The 16,998-nt window shown below is 64.1% G+C and carries 12 protein-coding genes; 9 read left to right on the top strand and 3 right to left on the bottom strand.

Going from position 1 to position 16,998, the window contains the following annotated elements; translation table 11 throughout:
- The gene (gene rfbA / locus AB7F41_RS08095) at positions 1-888 is read left to right on the top strand and encodes a glucose-1-phosphate thymidylyltransferase RfbA (RefSeq protein WP_428385828.1); all 888 of its coding nucleotides are present in this window, start codon (positions 1-3) and stop codon (positions 886-888) included.
- On the opposite strand, the gene AB7F41_RS08090 is transcribed toward rfbA, so the two are convergent.
- Positions 831-3,338 carry a rhamnan synthesis F family protein gene (locus AB7F41_RS08090; protein WP_428406502.1) on the bottom strand — a complete coding sequence of 836 codons (2,508 nt, stop codon included), beginning with the start codon at positions 3,336-3,338 and terminating at the stop codon, positions 831-833. The two genes, rfbA and AB7F41_RS08090, sit on opposite strands and share 58 nt — an antisense overlap.
- Before the next feature lie 195 nt (positions 3,339-3,533).
- Here AB7F41_RS08090 and AB7F41_RS08085 point away from each other — a divergent pair, with 195 nt between their 5' ends.
- From AB7F41_RS08085 to AB7F41_RS08075, 3 genes are all read left to right on the top strand, one after another.
- Positions 3,534-4,187, top strand: a complete 654-nt coding sequence (locus AB7F41_RS08085; RefSeq protein ID WP_428383773.1) for an ABC transporter ATP-binding protein — start codon at positions 3,534-3,536, stop codon at positions 4,185-4,187.
- Positions 4,180-5,481, top strand: a complete 1,302-nt coding sequence (locus AB7F41_RS08080) for a hypothetical protein (protein ID WP_428383771.1) — start codon at positions 4,180-4,182, stop codon at positions 5,479-5,481. The genes AB7F41_RS08085 and AB7F41_RS08080 overlap by 8 nt, the downstream gene beginning before the upstream one ends.
- Before the next feature lie 63 nt (positions 5,482-5,544).
- Entirely contained in the window at positions 5,545-6,624 is a 1,080-nt protein-coding gene (locus AB7F41_RS08075; protein WP_428383769.1) for a hypothetical protein, read from the top strand.
- On the opposite strand, the gene AB7F41_RS08070 is transcribed toward AB7F41_RS08075, so the two are convergent.
- Positions 6,612-7,922, bottom strand: coding sequence for a hypothetical protein (locus AB7F41_RS08070; RefSeq protein ID WP_428383767.1), 1,311 nt, complete (start codon positions 7,920-7,922; stop codon positions 6,612-6,614). The two genes, AB7F41_RS08075 and AB7F41_RS08070, sit on opposite strands and share 13 nt — an antisense overlap.
- A 169-nt stretch (positions 7,923-8,091) precedes the next feature.
- Complete coding sequence (locus AB7F41_RS08065; RefSeq protein WP_428383765.1) at positions 8,092-9,999, bottom strand: glycosyltransferase family 2 protein; 1,908 nt, start codon at positions 9,997-9,999, stop codon at positions 8,092-8,094.
- A gap of 457 nt (positions 10,000-10,456) precedes the next feature.
- Here AB7F41_RS08065 and AB7F41_RS08060 point away from each other — a divergent pair, with 457 nt between their 5' ends.
- From AB7F41_RS08060 to infB, 5 genes are all read left to right on the top strand, one after another.
- Complete coding sequence (locus tag AB7F41_RS08060) at positions 10,457-11,035, top strand: hypothetical protein (protein ID WP_428383763.1); 579 nt, start codon at positions 10,457-10,459, stop codon at positions 11,033-11,035.
- Between the two features lie 213 nt (positions 11,036-11,248).
- Complete coding sequence (gene rimP, locus AB7F41_RS08055) at positions 11,249-12,004, top strand: ribosome maturation factor RimP (RefSeq protein ID WP_428383761.1); 756 nt, start codon at positions 11,249-11,251, stop codon at positions 12,002-12,004.
- 2 nt (positions 12,005-12,006) lie between these two features.
- Complete coding sequence (gene nusA, locus AB7F41_RS08050) at positions 12,007-13,617, top strand: transcription termination factor NusA (protein WP_428383759.1); 1,611 nt, start codon at positions 12,007-12,009, stop codon at positions 13,615-13,617.
- On the top strand, positions 13,614-14,297 hold the full coding sequence (locus tag AB7F41_RS08045) for an RNA-binding protein (RefSeq protein ID WP_428383757.1): 684 nt from the start codon (positions 13,614-13,616) through the stop codon (positions 14,295-14,297). The genes nusA and AB7F41_RS08045 overlap by 4 nt, the downstream gene beginning before the upstream one ends.
- Positions 14,298-14,318: 21 nt before the next feature.
- Positions 14,319-16,922 (top strand): translation initiation factor IF-2, encoded by a 2,604-nt coding sequence (gene infB / locus AB7F41_RS08040; protein ID WP_428383755.1) that lies wholly within the window; start codon positions 14,319-14,321, stop codon positions 16,920-16,922.
- Positions 16,923-16,998: the final 76 nt, after the last annotated feature.

Genomic DNA, 16,998 nt, shown 5'->3' with positions numbered 1-16,998 from the left:
ATGCGCGGCATCATTCTCGCCGGAGGAAGCGGCACCAGGCTGCATCCGATGACGCTCGTCACGTCGAAACAATTGCTGCCGGTCTACGACAAGCCGATGATCTATTACCCGCTCAGCACGCTGATGCTCGCCGGCGTGCGCGAGATCCTGATCATCACCACGCCGGAGGATCTGCTCTCCTTCAAGCGGCTGCTCGGCGGGGGTGGGCAGTGGGGGCTGTCGCTGTCTTACGCCGTGCAGCCTCGGCCCGAGGGGTTGGCGCAGGCCTATATCATCGGCGCCGAATTCGTCGATGGCGAACCCTCGGTGCTCATCCTCGGCGACAATATCTTCTACGGCCATGGCCTGCCGGAAGTGCTGGGCGAATCGTCACGCAGCGCCGCGACAGTGTTCGCCTATCATGTGCGCGATCCCGAGCGTTACGGCGTCGTCGAATTCGACTCCGCCGGCCGCGCCGTCTCGATCGAAGAAAAGCCGACGCGCCCGCGCTCCAATTGGGCGGTGACCGGCCTCTATTTTTACGATGAGCGCGCGACCGAATTTGCGGCGCAATTGAATCCTTCCCCGCGCGGCGAATTGGAGATCACCGATCTCAACCGCATCTATCTGGAGCTTGGCGAACTGCAGGTCGCCCGACTCGGTCGCGGATTCGCCTGGCTCGACACGGGAACGCCGGAGGCGCTGATCGAAGCGAGCGAATATGTGCGCGCCATCGAGCAACGTCAGGGGCAGCGCGTCGCCTGCCTCGAAGAAATCGCCTTCCGCGCCGGGTGGATCGACGCCGCGCAGACGCGCGCCGCATCGTCGAAATTCGCCAAGAGCGGCTACGGTCAATATATCTCGCAAGTGCTCTTGGAGACGGAACGGGAGTTCTCGCCCGTCGCATAGAGCGGCGAAGCCGCAGCGCGCCGCAGATCGGCGGCGACGCGTTTGGGATCGAAGAGACGCGTCGCGTCGCCCGGCGGCGGCGCGTGGCGCTGACGCGGAACGATGGCGCCGATGAAGGGCTCCACACTCGACACCGTGTCCTCGATCAGCTGCGCGAGCGACATCGGGTCGAGCCGCTCAGGCGAAACGATGTTGTCGAAGCGGCGACGCAGATCCTTCCCTTCGAACGCATTGGAGATTGTCGCAAGTCCCGCTTCCGCCATTTCGAGCGGGGGATAACTCGGGTGCGGAGAGATCATCAGCGAAACGCCGATGAGCGCGCGATTGAGAAAGTCGGCGTAATCTTCGAGACGGGCTTTCCCGCCGACGGTCGCGTTCTGCACAGGATAGAGAAGCGATTCGGGAAAATCCTCGCCGAGAAAAACGATCTTCCAGCGACTCGCGCGAATCGGATCGCGCTGCTGCCAGATGACGAGCGCCGCGCAGATCAGTTCGAAAGCGTTGCGCGTCACCGACGGACGACCATAAATGAGCATCGTCGGTTCGCGCGCGACGCTGGCAAGACGTTCCCGAATCCGTTCGTTCATCTCGTAGGGAACATAATAGGCGTCACGGAACCGATATTTCCCGGTCATGACCGAGAAAAGCTCTTCCGAATTGACGATCGCGATCGTCTGATCGCCGTGATGATAGGTCGCTTCGGTAAGGCAGGACTTGGCGCCGCGGCCGTAGAAGTAAGGCTCGTCGTCCTGAATGAGGTAGACGAACGGGCGCTCGCCGCCGAAATAGCGCGCCCTGTCGCGCTCCAGAGCGCGCGCAAATTCCGCCGTCCACCAGGCGGTCGCGAAGAAGACGTCGTTGGCGCGCACGTTCAGCCTCCCGCCTTCCCGCTCATTGGCGTCGACCAGCGCCGCCGTTTCGGCGTCGAGGCTTGCGGCGTAGGGAACCGGCGCATAGTCCGCCAGCGTCGCATAGGCTTCGGGCTCGATGTCCGCGTCGGTCGCAATGATGCGCGCGTCGAAGTCGCCGCCGAGCTCGTTCAGAAGCGCTGAAAAAAGTTTCATCGCCGTCGCAATCCCGCCGAAGGTCTGTCGCGGATTGACGCTCGGCGTCAGCAGCGTCAGCCGCGGCCGATCGTTACGCGACGGATAGGAGAGCAGAGGCCGCGTTTCGGCGATAAAATTCAGGAAAGGGTGAAAATTGGAGTCGACGCAGGCGAGCGAGGGTTGGAAGACCTTGAGCCGATGCGTCGCGACGTCTTCGGCGCTGCGCACCGGCAGCAGCGTATGGCCCATCGGATATAGATCGCGCTGCGCGACTTTCAGCCACTCGAAGCCGCGCGATTCGGCGATCATCAACAGCGAGCGCTCGATGGCGTGCGCGAGAGTGCCGTCGACCTGACCGCTCTCCTGTGGAAAGTCGTCGAAATCTACGTCGAGGTCGAGCAGCGGCCGGATCGCGGCGGTTCTGCCCCAGAACATGGAGCCGGAGGGAAATTCGAGCGTGAGATTCTTGTCGATCTCGATATCCATCCGCTTCAACAGATTGCGCGCCAGATCGTAGTCGTAGCCCCAGTTCAGAATGCCGCGCAGCTCGAAGAGATGCTGCGGAAAAACTATGCCGAGCTTTGGATCGTCGAACAGCGAGAGAATCGAGCGCGCGATGCGCTCCGAGCCGAGAAGATTATCGATGAGATAGTCGCGCCAGCGCGCCAGCGCCGCGCCGCCATGCGGCGAGCGCTTGGTGTGAAGGTGAATAAAGAGATCATAATCGGCGTAGACGTCGCGGAAACCGAAAAATTTGGCGGCGATGTCGCGCCCGCGATTCGGACAGACGCGGGTCAGGACCTTGCCCTTGCGCCACTTGGCGCAGATTTCGTCGATGGCGCGCTTCTTTTCCTCGGTGTCCGTCGATATGCAGAGATCGAGCGCGCCGGGAACATTCTGCAATTTTTCCAGGACGAGCGGCAGCACGTCTGGATAGAAGGCGTGGACGACGGCGACGATGGCGCGCGCGCGCTGCGGCGCGGCGTCGTAGGCGAAAGGCGTTTCGAGCGCGAAATCCATTTCATTGACCGGACGGCGGGAGGGAACGACCCCGTCCGGCTTGGTCAATTCATAGGCGTAGTAATAGCTGATCGCCGCCTGACGCAGCGGGTCGTTGATCGGATTGCGCCGTCGGCCGAGCGGCGGATCATATTGCGCGGCGATCTGGCGCAACACGGCGCCGCAGGCGGCGCGCAATCCCTGTTCGCGAACGAGGCGCGGGCCGTCCCGCAAAAGATCGCGCGGCGCGAGAAACACGCCGACCGGCGAATCGATGAGTTTCGCCAGCTCGAGCATCGCCGCGCCGTAAAGCGCCACGACGCCGCGCGTCGTCAGGATAATATAGCCGTTGCGCAGATGGCGGCGCGCCCATTGCAGCCTGGTTTCGGATTTCCTGTCCGTCATGCTGGCGCCTTCCACTCGAGCTGCGGCAATCCAGCGGCGAGGAAATTTAAGAAAATTCAACCACCGCCGCATATACGAAAACCGTTTGCGTCGCCATGACTTAGCCAGAAATCCGGCGTAACGAAGGCCCGCGCCGCGTTGGGGGCTGCGCCTGGGGAAAGGCGATGAGTCGCGACCGTCCGCCGCTCGGGAATCATGATCAAGCTTGACAATGTTTTTAAGTATTATCGTTCGCACGGCCACAGGAAGGTCGTGCTCGATCATGTCAGTCTCGATTTCGCGGCTGGCCGCAGCTACGGCGTTCTTGGCGTCAACGGCGCCGGCAAATCGACTCTGATGCGCCTTCTCGCGGGCACCGAGCTGCCCAATGGCGGCCGGGTCGTGCGCGCGTCGCGCGTCTCCTGGCCGCTGGGATTTTCCGGCGGCCTGCATCCGATGCTCAGCGGCCGTGAAAATGTGAAGTTCGTCGCGCGAGTCTACGGACAGGACACCCGCAAGGTCGTCGACTTCGTCGAGGACTTCGCCGAGATCGGCGCCTATATCGACGCCCCGATTCGCACCTATTCGTCCGGCATGCTGGCGCGTCTCGCCTTTGGGCTGTCGCTTTCCATCGATTTCGACTGCTATCTCATCGACGAGGTCACCGCAGTCGGCGATGCGCGCTTCGCGGCGCGGTGCCAGGAGGAGTTCGCCAGGCGTCGGCGCACGGCCGACGTTATCATGGTGTCGCATGCGATGACGACCATTCAGCACTATTGCGATCGCGGCATGGTGCTGGCGGGAGGGCAGATTCACGTCTTCGGCAACGTCGACGACGCGATCGAACTCTATAAGAAGCTCAATGCCTGAAGCCGCTCACGCGCAGCATCCGGAGGTCACGGTCACCGTCGCCGAACCCGAGCGGTCGCCTCTGACGCCGCAGGACGCGGCCTTGAAGGCGAAGTCGATCGCGCGCGCGTTGCGCAGGGCCGCGAACAAATCGCGCGCGCCGGCGCGGGTCATCGCCGGCGGCGGCGGCTTTCAGGCGCGGCGCGGCGATCGCGCGTTCCGTCTCGGCGTTCTCGTCAGCTTCGCCGCCTGCGTTATTGCGCCGTTCCTCGTCGCTTCGATCTATTGGGGACTGATCGCCAGCAAGCAATATGTGACCGAAACCAAATTCGCGTTGCGCGCAGGCGAGGCGTCGAGCCTCGATCTCTTGAGCGGCGGCGCTATGGGGACGCAAGCCGCCCAGCAGATGCAGGATGCGCAGGTTCTCGTCAATTTCATCCGGAGCCGGTCGATGGTCGAAGCGCTCGACCGAAAGATCGACTTGCGCGCGATGTTTTCGCGTCCGGGCGTCGATTATTTTTCGAAATTCGATCCGGAAGATTCTGTCGAGGACCTGGAAAAATACTGGAAGCGGCGAATCGACGCGAGCATCGACCTGATATCCGGCATTATTTCGGTCAATGTCCGCGCCTTCACGCCGCGCGATTCGCTCGCGATCGCGCAGAACGTCATCGATCTTTCGGAACGGCTGGTGAATGAAATGTCGACGCGCTCGCGGCGCGACGCTCTGGCGCAGGCGCGGACGGAACTGACGCGCGCCCAGGAACAGTTGAAGAATTCGACCGCCGCCATGCGCGACGCACGCAACGCCGAAGGCGTGCTCGACGCGCCAGCGGCGGCGGAGGCGATCAACAAGATCATCACCGCGCTGCGTCTGGAGTTGGCGCAGACAGAGGGCGACCTCGCCTTGCACAGCGACTCGGCGGCGCTCGATTCGCCTCAGGCGCGGCTGCTCGCGGCGCGCGTTCAGAGCCTCAAGAGCCAGATCGACGAATATTCGGCGCAAATTGCGAGCGGCGACGAAAAGGGCGCCGGATCGCTGGCGAAGCGCGCCGGCGTGCTTTCGAGCCATCAGATCGAACTTGACCTCGCGCAGCAGCGCTATGCGCTTGCCGCGGCGACCTTTGAAAGCGCGCGCGTCGATCTTGAAACGCAGCGCGCCTATCTCGTTTCCTTCCTCCGCCCGACTCTCGCGGAGAAATCACTCTATCCGCGGCGTTGGCTCGAATGGGCGATCATCGTCGCCCCCGCGACGATCGGTTGGCTCGCGCTCGTCGCCGTCGCCTTCCTGGTTCGCGACCATATGGCCAAGTAGCCGACGAAACAGCAGGCGCAATGGCAGGGACCGATTGCGCCTCTTCGACGCCATGGAGCAATCGTGTTCTTCAATATTGACGGCGACAGCGGCGATGCAATCCGAGGTTGGCTCGCCCCGGACAATCCTTCCGCCGTTCCCAAGATCCTGATCCGCAGACCGGGACAGGAAGATATCGAGATTTCGGCGACCTTGGAGCGTCTCGACGTGCGCGAACTGGGCGTTCACGCCACGGGCCTCGTCGGCTTCGTCGTCGACGACAAGATCGTCGCGGGCCTCGCAGGCGCCGAGGACATCGAACTGCTCGAAGCCGACACCGGAATCCTCATCTACCGCCGGTTCAAGACGGGCAAGCACATCGAGCGTAAGTTTTTTCTGTTCGACAGTTCGATTCGTCCCATCGAGAAGCTGGGCGGCCGGTCGAGAAATCTGTTTACGCTGACCTATCCCTCGACCGAGCGTTACGCCTTCGAAACGATGCTCGTGCTCATCAACAATGGTTTCAACAAATCGATCTTCATGTCGGGGCGCTCGAGTTTTCCGCGTTATTCGCATTTTCTGTCCAACGCCCAGTTCACCACGGCGGCGCTGCTCAGCGATCCCTTTGAGGAGCTGGCGCAGCGGCTCGTGATCCTCGGCCTGATCCAGAAGTCGGAATCGACGCATATGCTGCCGCTGCTCTTCACAGGCCTGACGCCGCTGACCAATTTCGTGCGCGATCTGCCGCTCGAAGACCCAAAGGGCATGCTGGCGAAATTCCGGAACGTGACCGATGAGGAGCGCGACGCGCTCAAGAGCCCGATGACGAGAATGTTCGGCTGCATTCCGGGCGAGACGCCGGAGCGGCGCCATGTCACGACGGCGCTGGAGAATCTGGCGTCGATGGATCTTGTCGGCGTGCGCAGCCGCTTCCGTGAGTTCAGCGCGCTGCTCGCCGGCATTCTCGGCCATGACCTCGCCGGCGACTATGAACCGGTGGTGCACCCGTCGATCGGCGCGCTCGCCGACCGGCTGTCGCGCATCAGCCTTGTCGCCGATCTTCTCGAGGACGATCTGGCGCTTTACTCTTTTGCCGAGGAATCGATCGTCTCCGCGCTGTCCGACGACGCCGACGCCGTCGCGCGCGACACTCAGACCATGTGATCGTCGATGCTCGCCAGGATCAGCGAAATCGCCGCCCAGGCCACGAGCAGCGCGCAAAACAGCAGTATCGTGTTGATCGCGGCCTTGGGATAGGTCGCGGATTCCGGCAGCGTCGGCTCGACGACCGTGACCATGTAGAGCTGCTGCTTTTCAAGCTCCTGTCGCGCATGATGATAGGAAACTTGCGCGATCGAATAGAGTTTCTCGGCAAATTGTTCGTCGAGCTTCAGACGCTCATAACTCGCGATCTGCGCGGAGACGGTATCCGGGGCCTGTGTGTCCGCAAGCTTCTTCTTAAGCGCGGCGAGCTGCTGGTCGATTGCGGCGAGACGCGTGCGCTGCAGGCGTTGACTCGGCGCATCGTTGGAGAGCGACGACGAGAATGTCGAAAGCGCGTTGACGATATCGATGCGCTCCAGAGTGAGCTTGCCCATCAATTCGCCGATGCTTGCGGCGCGCGAACCGGGATCGATGATGACGTTCTTGTTGCGGAACTGAAGCGTCTTCTCGCGCGCGTCGGCGAGCGCCTGGCGGGCGAGCGTCACTTCGAGTTCAGAGCGGCTCAATGCGTCGCTGCGATTGCGCAGCGTGATCTTGTTGACGAGGCGCTCGCTCAGTCTGACGATATCGCGCGCAATATCCAGCGAGTCCTGAGGTTGGAAGGCGTCGGCGCGCACGGTCAAAATGCCGGACAGCGTGTCGACGCTGGCCGAAATATGGCTCAGCCAATATTTCCAGATCTCTTCCGCATTGGCGTTTCTGCCGAGGCGCGAGAAATAGTCGACGCCGGGCCGCGCAAACTTCTTCTCCATGTAGTCGCGCCCGCCGAGGTCGGCGACGATCGCGCGGCTCTTGATATAATTGAGCACGATGAAGGCGTCCTGCGAGGACGTATTGCCGCCGCCGCCGCCCGTCAGCTTGGAGATGATCGAGGTCGGGTCGGCCGCCAGTTTCTTTTCCTGCTGGGCGCGCACGGTCAGCCTCGTCTCGGCGACATAGCGGTCCGACTGCCAGAAGCAGGCGTAAAGCCAGAACAGAAACGTCGGGAGAACGACGGCGATCAGAAAGCTGTGTCGGATCAAACCGCCGCCCGCGCCCGACTTGGCGGTCGCGATTTTCTCGGCGATGTCCTCCACCCGTTCGCGGATCAGCGCCGGCAGGCGGCTCGCCGCGTCCTTCGACGTCAGCGGCGAGAGAATCTCAATCGCTTTCCTGGATGAGAAGCGCGCCGCGACGTTCTGCGCGGTCGCGACGACTTCTGACAGTTTAGGCGGTCTCGGAGCTCGATGCGTGCTCATCTACCCTCAAGTCGCTGACCTTCTTCATGCGCCACGCATGTTAACTGAGGCTGAATCGCTCAGGCGCACTACGCCGTCGGTCCCTAGCGGCCCCGCATTGGGGCTGAGCAGACGATTTTCTCTGCGCCGCAAATTAAGCGCGTCGAAGGCGCCGCGCAAGCGTCTAACGTCATGGCAAAGCTTCATAGTTGGCGTAGAGAGATAGCCCCGGGTGGAAATGCGGATCGTCGCGAATGACGGCGCGCCAGCGTTCGTAAAATGCGCGGCGCTCGCTCTCATAGACGCGCTGCAGACGAAGCGCGCCGCCGCCGCGGCTCGCTGACTGCCGATGGATCAACGTCGCCTGCGTGTTGCAGAGCGTCCGCCAGCCTTGCGCGCGAAGACGCAGGCATAAGTCGACGTCGTTGAGCTCGACCGGAAGCTCGACCTCGTCGAAGCCGCCAACCGCATCAAACTTGCGACGTTCGACCATCAGACATGCGCCGGTCACCGCCGAAACCTCATGCGGCAAGACATTGCGGCCCATCCATCCGCGGTCTTCTTCGCGCCCGCCCGCGCCGAAATGGCCCGCCACCCCGCCCATGCCAAGCAAGACGCCGGCGTGTTGAACGGCGCCGCCGGGATACAGCAGCTTTGCGCCGACGGCGCCGACATCCGGCGCGATGGCGAAAAAGAGGAGCCGTTCGATCCAGTCCGGCGTCACAATTTCGGTGTCGTTGTTCAGGAAGACCAGAAAGTGGCCGCGCGCGGCCCGCGCGCCGGCGTTGCAGAGCGCGGAAAAATTGAACGCGCCCTGCTGACGCAGGACATTCAGTCGGGCGTCCATCGCCTGTCGCTCGCGCAGAAGCGCCTGCGTGCGCGGCTCGACGCTGTCATTGTCGACGACAATGACGTCAAACTGAGGATAGAGACTCTTGCGCAGCACGCTGTCGAGACAGGGCGCGAGCAGATCGACGCGGTCGCGCGTCGGAATAACGAGCGTCACTGCGGGCGGCGCGCCGCGGAATACGGCGTCGATCGTCGCCCGCTGCGGTTGCGTCGCGCGCGCGAGATGGAACAAAGGCCGTCGCAGCGCGCCAACCTCCTGGTTCTGTGCGGCCGACAGGAGGCCGTCGATCAATTCGTCGGCGCCGGCGTCGCGCCAGCCGCGACGTTTTGAAAGAAGGCCGGCCCGAAAACAGGCGGCGCGGCCGATGTAGTTGCCGAACCGATGCAGCGTCGCGCTCCAGCCCGGTTTGTAGACCGGGCGCAAGCCATCGCCTTCGCCGCGCGTCTCATCCGCAGAGACGATGGCGTGTTGCGGATGTCGGGCGAAATGTTCGACGAAGCAGGCGCAGGCGTATGGCTCCAGCCGATCTCCGGCGACGAGCGGCAGCACGAGATCGCCGGCGTCGAGCTGCGCCTCGCCTGTCGTGATCAGGAAGGCGCAATGCGGATAGGTTTGCGCGGCGACGCTCGCGCGCGTCGTTTCGATGTCGCGCGGGGCCGCGCCGCGGGCGTCGACCAGCGCGACTATGCGCGGCCCCTTCGACCAGTCGCTGCGAGGCCGATCGAACGTGGGCTCGGTTTCGCGCATTCGCGCCGTGCGCCATTTGGAATAGGCGGACAGGGGCGCGGCGCCGAACGCCCAGCGCCAGTTGAGCTCCGATTCCGCCGTCAGGCCGACCATGCCGGCGGAAAGCGCGAAGAACAGCCGCTTGGGCGCCGCCGCCGCTTTGCGCAGCGCCTCGAAGCGGCTCACCCGCCCCGCGCTCAGGATGCGGAAGTTAAAGGGGCCCGGACGATTGGTCGGACTGATCCAGACTTCCGTCGTCCCGTGGGGAACGCGCCCGACCCAGACGCCCGCGCCTTCGCAGGGCCCTGGCAAAATGTGCTCTCTGAATTCTCCGCCAAGCCAGAAGCGGAGGATGGGCCGCACGGGCTCGTCGTAAAGGCTCGCTGTATAGCGGAGCTCGACGAAGCCCCCTGGGGGAAATATCCGCAAACCAGAAAAGCGCAGCCAGGGCTCCTGCGACTGCGCCAGGAAGCCCTCCTCCTGACGCAGGACGTCGCGCGCGGGCTCCAGGTCCAGGGCCATGGCGACGCCGCCAGCGTCGGCGGGCGGCGAGTCTAGCGCCTCGGGATGCATGCGCGCGGGCGAAGATGGGAGGGACGACGCGCGACTCCAGCGTCGGCGAACGAACGCGCTTCTATAATAATCTCCAAATGTCTCATGTCGCGGCTGCGCCCGAACGGCCGCAATGAAAGAACTACGTCAGACCCGGCGGGAACCTATGAGCGCATGGGCGCGAGGTCAACATGCGCCGCCGCCCGCCATTCCCGCGAAAGCGGATGTGACTTGCACGCTGCGAGCAGGACCTGCGCTCTCGCGCGCATCGCGAGACAGATTGTCCGGCGGAGCGCGCATCAATAGCGCCGCCGCGTCAATCTCTGGTAAATCGCTTGAGAAGCAAAACACGGACAGTCTCCGGAGGCCTCGCCAATCGACGGCGGCGCCGTCGGAGAGCCCGAGCGCATACGCAGGGAAGGTGACGATGAAAGATGCAGAGCCGCCGGAAGAACCTGAATATGATGATATCGTATACAGCCCAATGGCGAAGTTTATCGGATACAGTCCCTTTCTTGGTTTTGCGGTTGGGGCTTATCTATTGAATCGTGGGCCGGATGAGCTTCTTTTTACCGAAAGCTTCTTGCAACGGTTTGAGTGGTTTGCTGTTCTCCCGTTTGAGCAGGGTTTCATAAGGAAGCCTACGCCTTTTTTGCTCGAATATGGCTTTGTCTCCAATATTCTTGCCTTGATTAATCTCTTCGTCGGATTGCCTTTGGTTTTGACGCCAAGACCCATAGCGGAGCGAAGAATCGCAGAACGCTTTTGGTATTATGCTAAGCTGGGAGTAGGTTCGTTCATAATAATATTCGCGTTCCGCGAATTCGGCTTTTTTGAGATGTCTCAGGTTTTAAGGGGAAGCCAAATCGTCGAAGGCCGTAATAGAGGTTTTTTTGTTTTGTTTCCAGCGGGAGGGCAAATTCTTGCAGTTATTATCTTGGCATGTGTGTTGATAGCAAAGGTCGCGATAAAGAGCGCTATGCATAAGTCAGAAGGGGAGAATTGAAGTGGCAGATGCTCGGAAACCCTCTTCCGGTTGGGCCACGACGGCCAGCCGAGCGATCCGTTTCAAGTTTTCTTGATTTTCCGCGCGTCTCCTGCCATATAGAGCCGAACTTCATCTCATAACGATCATTCTCCGGTGATCGCCGATTGAGAGTGGGCCCTCCGGGGACCCGCTTTTTTTGTTTTGATCGGCCGGGAGCTTCAAGGACCAGGCTTGACGGAAAATGCCGCCGCCATTGCGACCCTCGACGAACCGCGTCTCGTCAGCGAGACGGGCGTCGCGGCGCGCGTGGCGCATCTCGCCGAGCCGGTGCTGGCGCAGCTGGGCTATCGCATCGTGCGCGTGCGGCTCATGCAGCAGAACGGCCAGACGCTGCAGATCATGGCGGAGCGTCCGGACGGCGCCATGACCATCGAGGATTGCGAGGCGGCAAGCCAGGCGCTGTCGCCCGAACTCGACGTCGCCGATCTCATCGCCAATGAATATCGCCTGGAGGTTTCGTCTCCGGGCGTCGACCGTCCGCTGGTGCGCATGTCCGATTTTCTGCGCGCCATGGGCCATGAGGCGAGGATCGAATTGACGCATCCGCTCGCGAGCGGACGCAAGCGCTTTCGCGGCGTCATTCGTGGCGTCGAAGGCGAAGGCCGCGGCGCGCTGCTCGCGTTGGAGCGCACCGACGCGCGCGCCGACGAGGAGAAGGCCGTATCGCTGCCGCTCGCCGATCTCGACGAGGGCCGGCTGGTGCTCACCGACGCGCTGATCCGCGAATCGCTGCGCGCCGGCAAGCTTCAGCAGGCCGACGAGACGCAGGACGGGGCCGAGGCGGAGGAGCGCCCGCGCCGCGGACCGGGACGCTTTCGCGGTCCCGCGCAACAGAAACAAAAGCCGCTGGCTCCGGCCGGCGTGCAGACCCAATTCAAGAAGGCCGGAGGCAAACCCAAGCCGCCCGCCCGCTCCAGGGGAGAGTGACGATGGCCGTCAGCGCCAACCGACTTGAGATTTTGCAGATCGCCGACGCCGTCGCGCGCGAAAAGTCGATCGACCGTTCGATCGTCATCGCGTCGATGGAGGACGCGCTGCAGAAGGCGGCGCGCTCGCGCTATGGTCAGGAGACCGAGGTGCGGGCGGAGATCAACGCCAAGACCGGCGAAGTCCGCTTCTCGCGGCTGCTGCTCGTCGTCGACGAGGTCGACAATGATTCGACGCAGATTTCGCTCGCCGACGCGCGCAAGCGCAATCCGGCGGCGCAATCCGGCGACTGGATCTCGGAAACGCTGCCGCCGTTCGACTTCGGCCGCATCGCCGCGCAGTCGGCCAAGCAGATCATCGTGCAGAAGGTGCGCGAGGCCGAGCGCGACCGCCAGTATGATGAATACAAGGACCGCATCGGCGAAATCGTCAATGGCGTGGTCAAGCGCGTCGAATATGGCAATGTCATCATCGATCTCGGCCGCGGCGAAGCCGTCATCCGCCGCGACGAGATGATCCCCCGCGAAATGTTTCGCCCGGGCGACCGCGTCCGCGCCTATGTCTATGACGTGCGCCGCGAGCAGCGCGGGCCGCAGATCTTTCTCTCGCGCACCCATCCGCAGTTCATGGCGAAGCTCTTCAAGCAGGAAGTGCCGGAGATCTATGACGGCGTCATCGAGGTGAAATCGGTGGCCCGCGATCCCGGCTCGCGCGCCAAGATCGCCGTCGTGTCGCGCGATTCCTCGATCGACCCGGTCGGCGCCTGCGTCGGCATGCGCGGCTCCCGCGTCCAGGCGGTCGTCGGCGAACTGCAGGGCGAGCGCATCGACATCATTCCCTGGTCCGCCGACGCCGCGACCTTCATCGTCAACGCGCTGCAGCCGGCGGAAGTGGTCAAGGTCGTTCTCGACGAAGACAGCGCGCGCATCGAGGTCGTCGTGCCCGACGATCAGCTGTCGCTCGCGATCGGCCGTCGCGGCCAGAATGTGCGTCTCGCCTCGCAGCTCACCGGCTGGGATATCGACATCCTCACCGAGGCCGAGGAATCGGAGCGCCGGCAGAAGGAATTCATCGAGCGCACGAAGGTGTTCATGGGCGCGATCGACGTCGACGAGGTGGTCGGTCGGCTGCTCGCTTCCGAAGGCTTCCGTTCCGTCGAAGAGCTCGCCTATGTCGAGCTGTCCGAACTCGCGTCGATCGAGGGCTTCGACGAGGAGACCGCCGCCGAGATTCAGAACCGCGCCAGAAACTATCTCGAGCGCGTCGAGGCGGAGAACGAAGAGCGCCGCAAGGCGCTCGGCGTCGCCGACGAATTGCGCGAGATCGACGGCATGACGACCGCGATGATGGTGAGGCTCGGCGAAAACGACGTGAAGACGATGGAGGATTTCGCCGGCTGCGTGCCGGACGATCTCGTCGGCTGGAGCGAGAAGAAGGACGGCGAGACGGTCAAACACGAGGGCTTTTTCGACGGCATCGACCTGTCGCGCGAAGAGGCCGAGGCGATGATCATGGCGGCGCGCGTGCGCGCCGGCTGGATCGAGGAGCCGATCGTCGCGGCCGAGGTCGAGACCGAGGCCGAAGCTCAGACGGAAGGCGAAGAGCGGATTTGATCGAAGGCATGACGCGCGCGCCGCATGTTTCGGAGAGGACCTGCATCGTGACGCGCCAGAGCGGCGCGCCCGAGACGATGATCCGATTCGTGCGCGGACCGGACGGCGCGCTTGCGCCTGACATCAAGGCGCGTCTGCCGGGCCGTGGCGTCTGGGTGACGGCGCGCGCCGACCTCGTCGCGCAGGCGGCGCGCAAGCGGCTGTTCGCGCGCTCGCTGAAAACGCAGATCGACGCGGCTCCGGAGCTCGCGGACGACGTTGACCGATTGCTCGAAATCGATTGTCTGCAAATGCTGTCGCTCGCCAATAAGGCCGGCGCGGTGATGGCGGGCTTCGGCAAGGTCGCCGACGCGCTCGCGCACGGGTCGGTCGGCGCGCTCGTCGAAGCGCGCGACGGCGGCGACGACGGCAAGCGGAAGCTTGCCCAGGCGGCGCGGCGCGACGGATCGACGGCGCCCGTTATCGGCTTATTTTCCTCGCTGCAATTGGATTTGGCGTTAGGCCGCACAAATGTGATACATGCTGCCCTCGCCGAGAGCGGGCCGACGACGGCTTTTATCTCACGATGCCGTCGACTCGCAGACTATCGGGGCGTAAGCATCGACGGCGCGACGGCGGGCGGCGACGAAATCGAGGCGAAGCCCGACAATGGCTTTGCGAAAGACAGTAACGGGTCGTAGCGACCCAGGATTGGGATCTGGATGAGCGAAGGCGAGAACAGCGGCGATAAAACTTTGACCGTCGCGCCGTCGAAGACGTTGCACTTGAAGCAGCGACCGGTCGAGCACGGCATGGTCCGCCAGAGCTTCTCCCATGGCCGCTCGAAAGTGGTCGTGGTCGAGAAGGTGAAGCGCCGCGCCCCCGGACACGAGGCGCCGAAACCCGCTGGCGCGCCGGCCCCCGCCGCGACGCCGGCGGAGCCGCCGAAGGCCGCCACGCCGAGATCGGAAGGCCAGCGTCCCGCGCCGGCGCGCTCCGGCTCCGGCGTCGTGCTGCGCGCCCTGACCGACGAGGAGCGGGAGGCGCGCGCCCGCGCGCTGGTCGACGCGAAATCCCGGGAAGAGGAAGATCGCCGCCGCGCCGAGATCGAAGCCAAGGCGCGCGCCGAACGCGAGGAGCGCGAACGCGCCGAACGCGTCGCCGCCGATACGCGCAAACGCGAGGAAGAAGAGCGGCTCGCGCGCGAAGCGGAATCGAAACGGAAATCCGAGGAAGAGGCGCGTCGCCGTCTGCCGGGCGAGGCCGCCGGCGCTGCGCCGCCGCGGACCGCGCCAAGCGCCGCCGCGCCGCGGCCGGCGGCCGCGCGTCCTGCCGGCGACGCCGAACAGCCGCGCCGTCCGCCCGTGCGTCAGATCGGCGGCTTCGCGCCCCCGACGCCGCCGCGGCCGGCGCCGTCTCGCACCGGCGAGATGAAAAACCGCGGCCGTCTCACCGTCACCACCGCGACGAGCGAAGAGGGCGAAGAGCGCACGCGCTCCGTCGCCTCCTTCAGGCGCCGTCAGCAGCGTCTGTTTCGCGGTCAGGTGGAGCAGAAGGAAAAGATCGCGCGCGAAGTCGTTCTGCCCGAGACGATCACCATCCAGGAGCTCGCGAACCGCATGTCGGAACGCGCGGTCGATGTGATCCGTCTGCTGATGAAGCAGGGCGAGATGCACAAGATCACCGACATCATCGACGCCGACACCGCGGAGCTCGTCGCCGAGGAGATGGGTCACACCGTCAAGCGTGTCGCCGAATCCGACGTCGAGGAAGGCCTGTTCGATTCGCCTGACGCGGCGTCCGACCTCGAACCGCGTCCGCCGGTCGTCACCATCATGGGCCATGTCGACCACGGCAAGACCTCGCTGCTCGACGCCATCCGCCAGGCCAATGTCGTCGCCGGCGAGGCTGGCGGCATCACCCAGCATATCGGCGCCTATCAGGTGACGGCGCCCGGCGGGCAGCCAGTGACCTTCATCGATACGCCCGGCCACGCCGCCTTCACGGCGATGCGCGCGCGCGGCGCCAGGGTCACCGACATCGTCGTTCTGGTGGTCGCCGCCGATGACGGCGTCATGCCGCAAACGATCGAGGCGATTAACCATGCGCGCGCCGCGCAGGCGCCGCTGATCGTTGCGATCAACAAGGTCGACAAGCCGGACGCGAAGCCCGAACGCGTGCGCACCGAATTGCTGCAGCACGAGGTGCAGGTCGAAAGCATGGGCGGCGAGACTCTCGAAGTCGAAGTCTCCGCCAAGCTGAAAACCAATCTCGACAGGCTGCTCGAGGCGATTTCGCTGCAGGCCGAGGTGCTGGACCTCAAGGCCAATCCGAGCCGCGCGGCGGAAGGCACGGTCATCGAGGCGCGTCTCGACAAGGGGCGCGGCCCCGTCGCGACCATGCTGGTCCAGCGCGGCACGCTGCATGTCGGCGACATTGTCGTCGCCGGAACCCAATGGGGCCGCGTGCGCGCGCTGCTCGACGACCAGGGCGTTTCGCGTCAGGACGCGGGGCCAAGCTTCCCGGTCGAGATTTTGGGCTTCAACGGCACGCCGGAGGCGGGCGACCGCGTGGCCGTCGTCGAATCGGAGGCGCGGGCCAGGGAAATCACCGAATATCGCGAGCGCCAGAAGCGGGACAAACTCGCGGCGCGCGGCGGTTCGGCGCGCGGCTCGCTGTCCGACATGATGAGCCAGCTCAAGACGGCAGGCCGCAAGGAGTTCCCGCTCGTCATCAAGGGCGACGTGCAGGGCTCGGTCGAAGCCATCGCCGCCGCGCTCGAAAAGCTCGGCACCGACGAGGTCGGCGCGCGCGTGGTGCATGCGGGCGTCGGCGGCATTTCGGAATCGGACATCTCGCTGGCCGAGGCGTCGAACGCCGCGGTCATCGGATTCAACGTGCGCGCGCATAAGGAAGCGCGCGAGGCGGCGGAACGCGCCGGGATCGAGATCCGCTACTACAACATCATCTATAATCTCGTGGATGACGTGAAGGCGGCGATGTCGGGCCTGCTGGCGCCCACGCTGCGCGAAACCATGCTCGGCAACGCGACGATCCTCGAAGTCTTCGACATTTCGAAGGTCGGCAAGGTCGCCGGCTGCCGGGTCACCGACGGCAATGTCGAGCGCGGCGCCAATGTCCGTCTGATCCGCGACAATGTCGTCGTGCACGAAGGCAAGCTCTCGACGCTCAAGCGCTTCAAGGACGAGGTCAAGGAAGTCGCCGCCGGACAGGAATGCGGCATGGCCTTCGAAAACTACCAGGACATGCGTCCCGGCGACGTGATCGAGTGCTACCGCGTCGAGGAGATCAAGCGGACGCTGTAAACGCCGTCGCCGCGCCGCAAAATGCAATGGCCGGGCGCGTCCCGGCCATGCGCGTCGCGTCCCAGCGCGCTACCTT

Origin of the sequence: Methylocystis sp., from assembly GCF_050251305.1 — a bacterium.
In the GTDB taxonomy this organism is placed as follows: Bacteria; Pseudomonadota; Alphaproteobacteria; order Rhizobiales; family Beijerinckiaceae; genus Methylocystis.
Note: the sequence above shows the minus strand (reverse complement) of the source record. Positions and strands in the feature narration are given on the sequence as shown.

What these genes read in the sequence shown, in the direction of transcription:
- rfbA (WP_428385828.1), top strand. Translation starts at nt 1, where the DNA reads ATGCGCGGCATCATTCTCGCCGGAGGAAGCGGCACCAGGCTGCATCCG.
- AB7F41_RS08090 (WP_428406502.1), bottom strand. Translation starts at nt 3,338, where the DNA reads ATGACGGACAGGAAATCCGAAACCAGGCTGCAATGGGCGCGCCGCCAT.
- AB7F41_RS08085 (WP_428383773.1), top strand. Translation starts at nt 3,534, where the DNA reads ATGATCAAGCTTGACAATGTTTTTAAGTATTATCGTTCGCACGGCCAC.
- AB7F41_RS08080 (WP_428383771.1), top strand. Translation starts at nt 4,180, where the DNA reads ATGCCTGAAGCCGCTCACGCGCAGCATCCGGAGGTCACGGTCACCGTC.
- AB7F41_RS08070 (WP_428383767.1), bottom strand. Translation starts at nt 7,922, where the DNA reads ATGAGCACGCATCGAGCTCCGAGACCGCCTAAACTGTCAGAAGTCGTC.
- AB7F41_RS08065 (WP_428383765.1), bottom strand. Translation starts at nt 9,999, where the DNA reads ATGGCCCTGGACCTGGAGCCCGCGCGCGACGTCCTGCGTCAGGAGGAG.
- AB7F41_RS08060 (WP_428383763.1), top strand. Translation starts at nt 10,457, where the DNA reads ATGAAAGATGCAGAGCCGCCGGAAGAACCTGAATATGATGATATCGTA.
- nusA (WP_428383759.1), top strand. Translation starts at nt 12,007, where the DNA reads ATGGCCGTCAGCGCCAACCGACTTGAGATTTTGCAGATCGCCGACGCC.
- infB (WP_428383755.1), top strand. Translation starts at nt 14,319, where the DNA reads ATGAGCGAAGGCGAGAACAGCGGCGATAAAACTTTGACCGTCGCGCCG.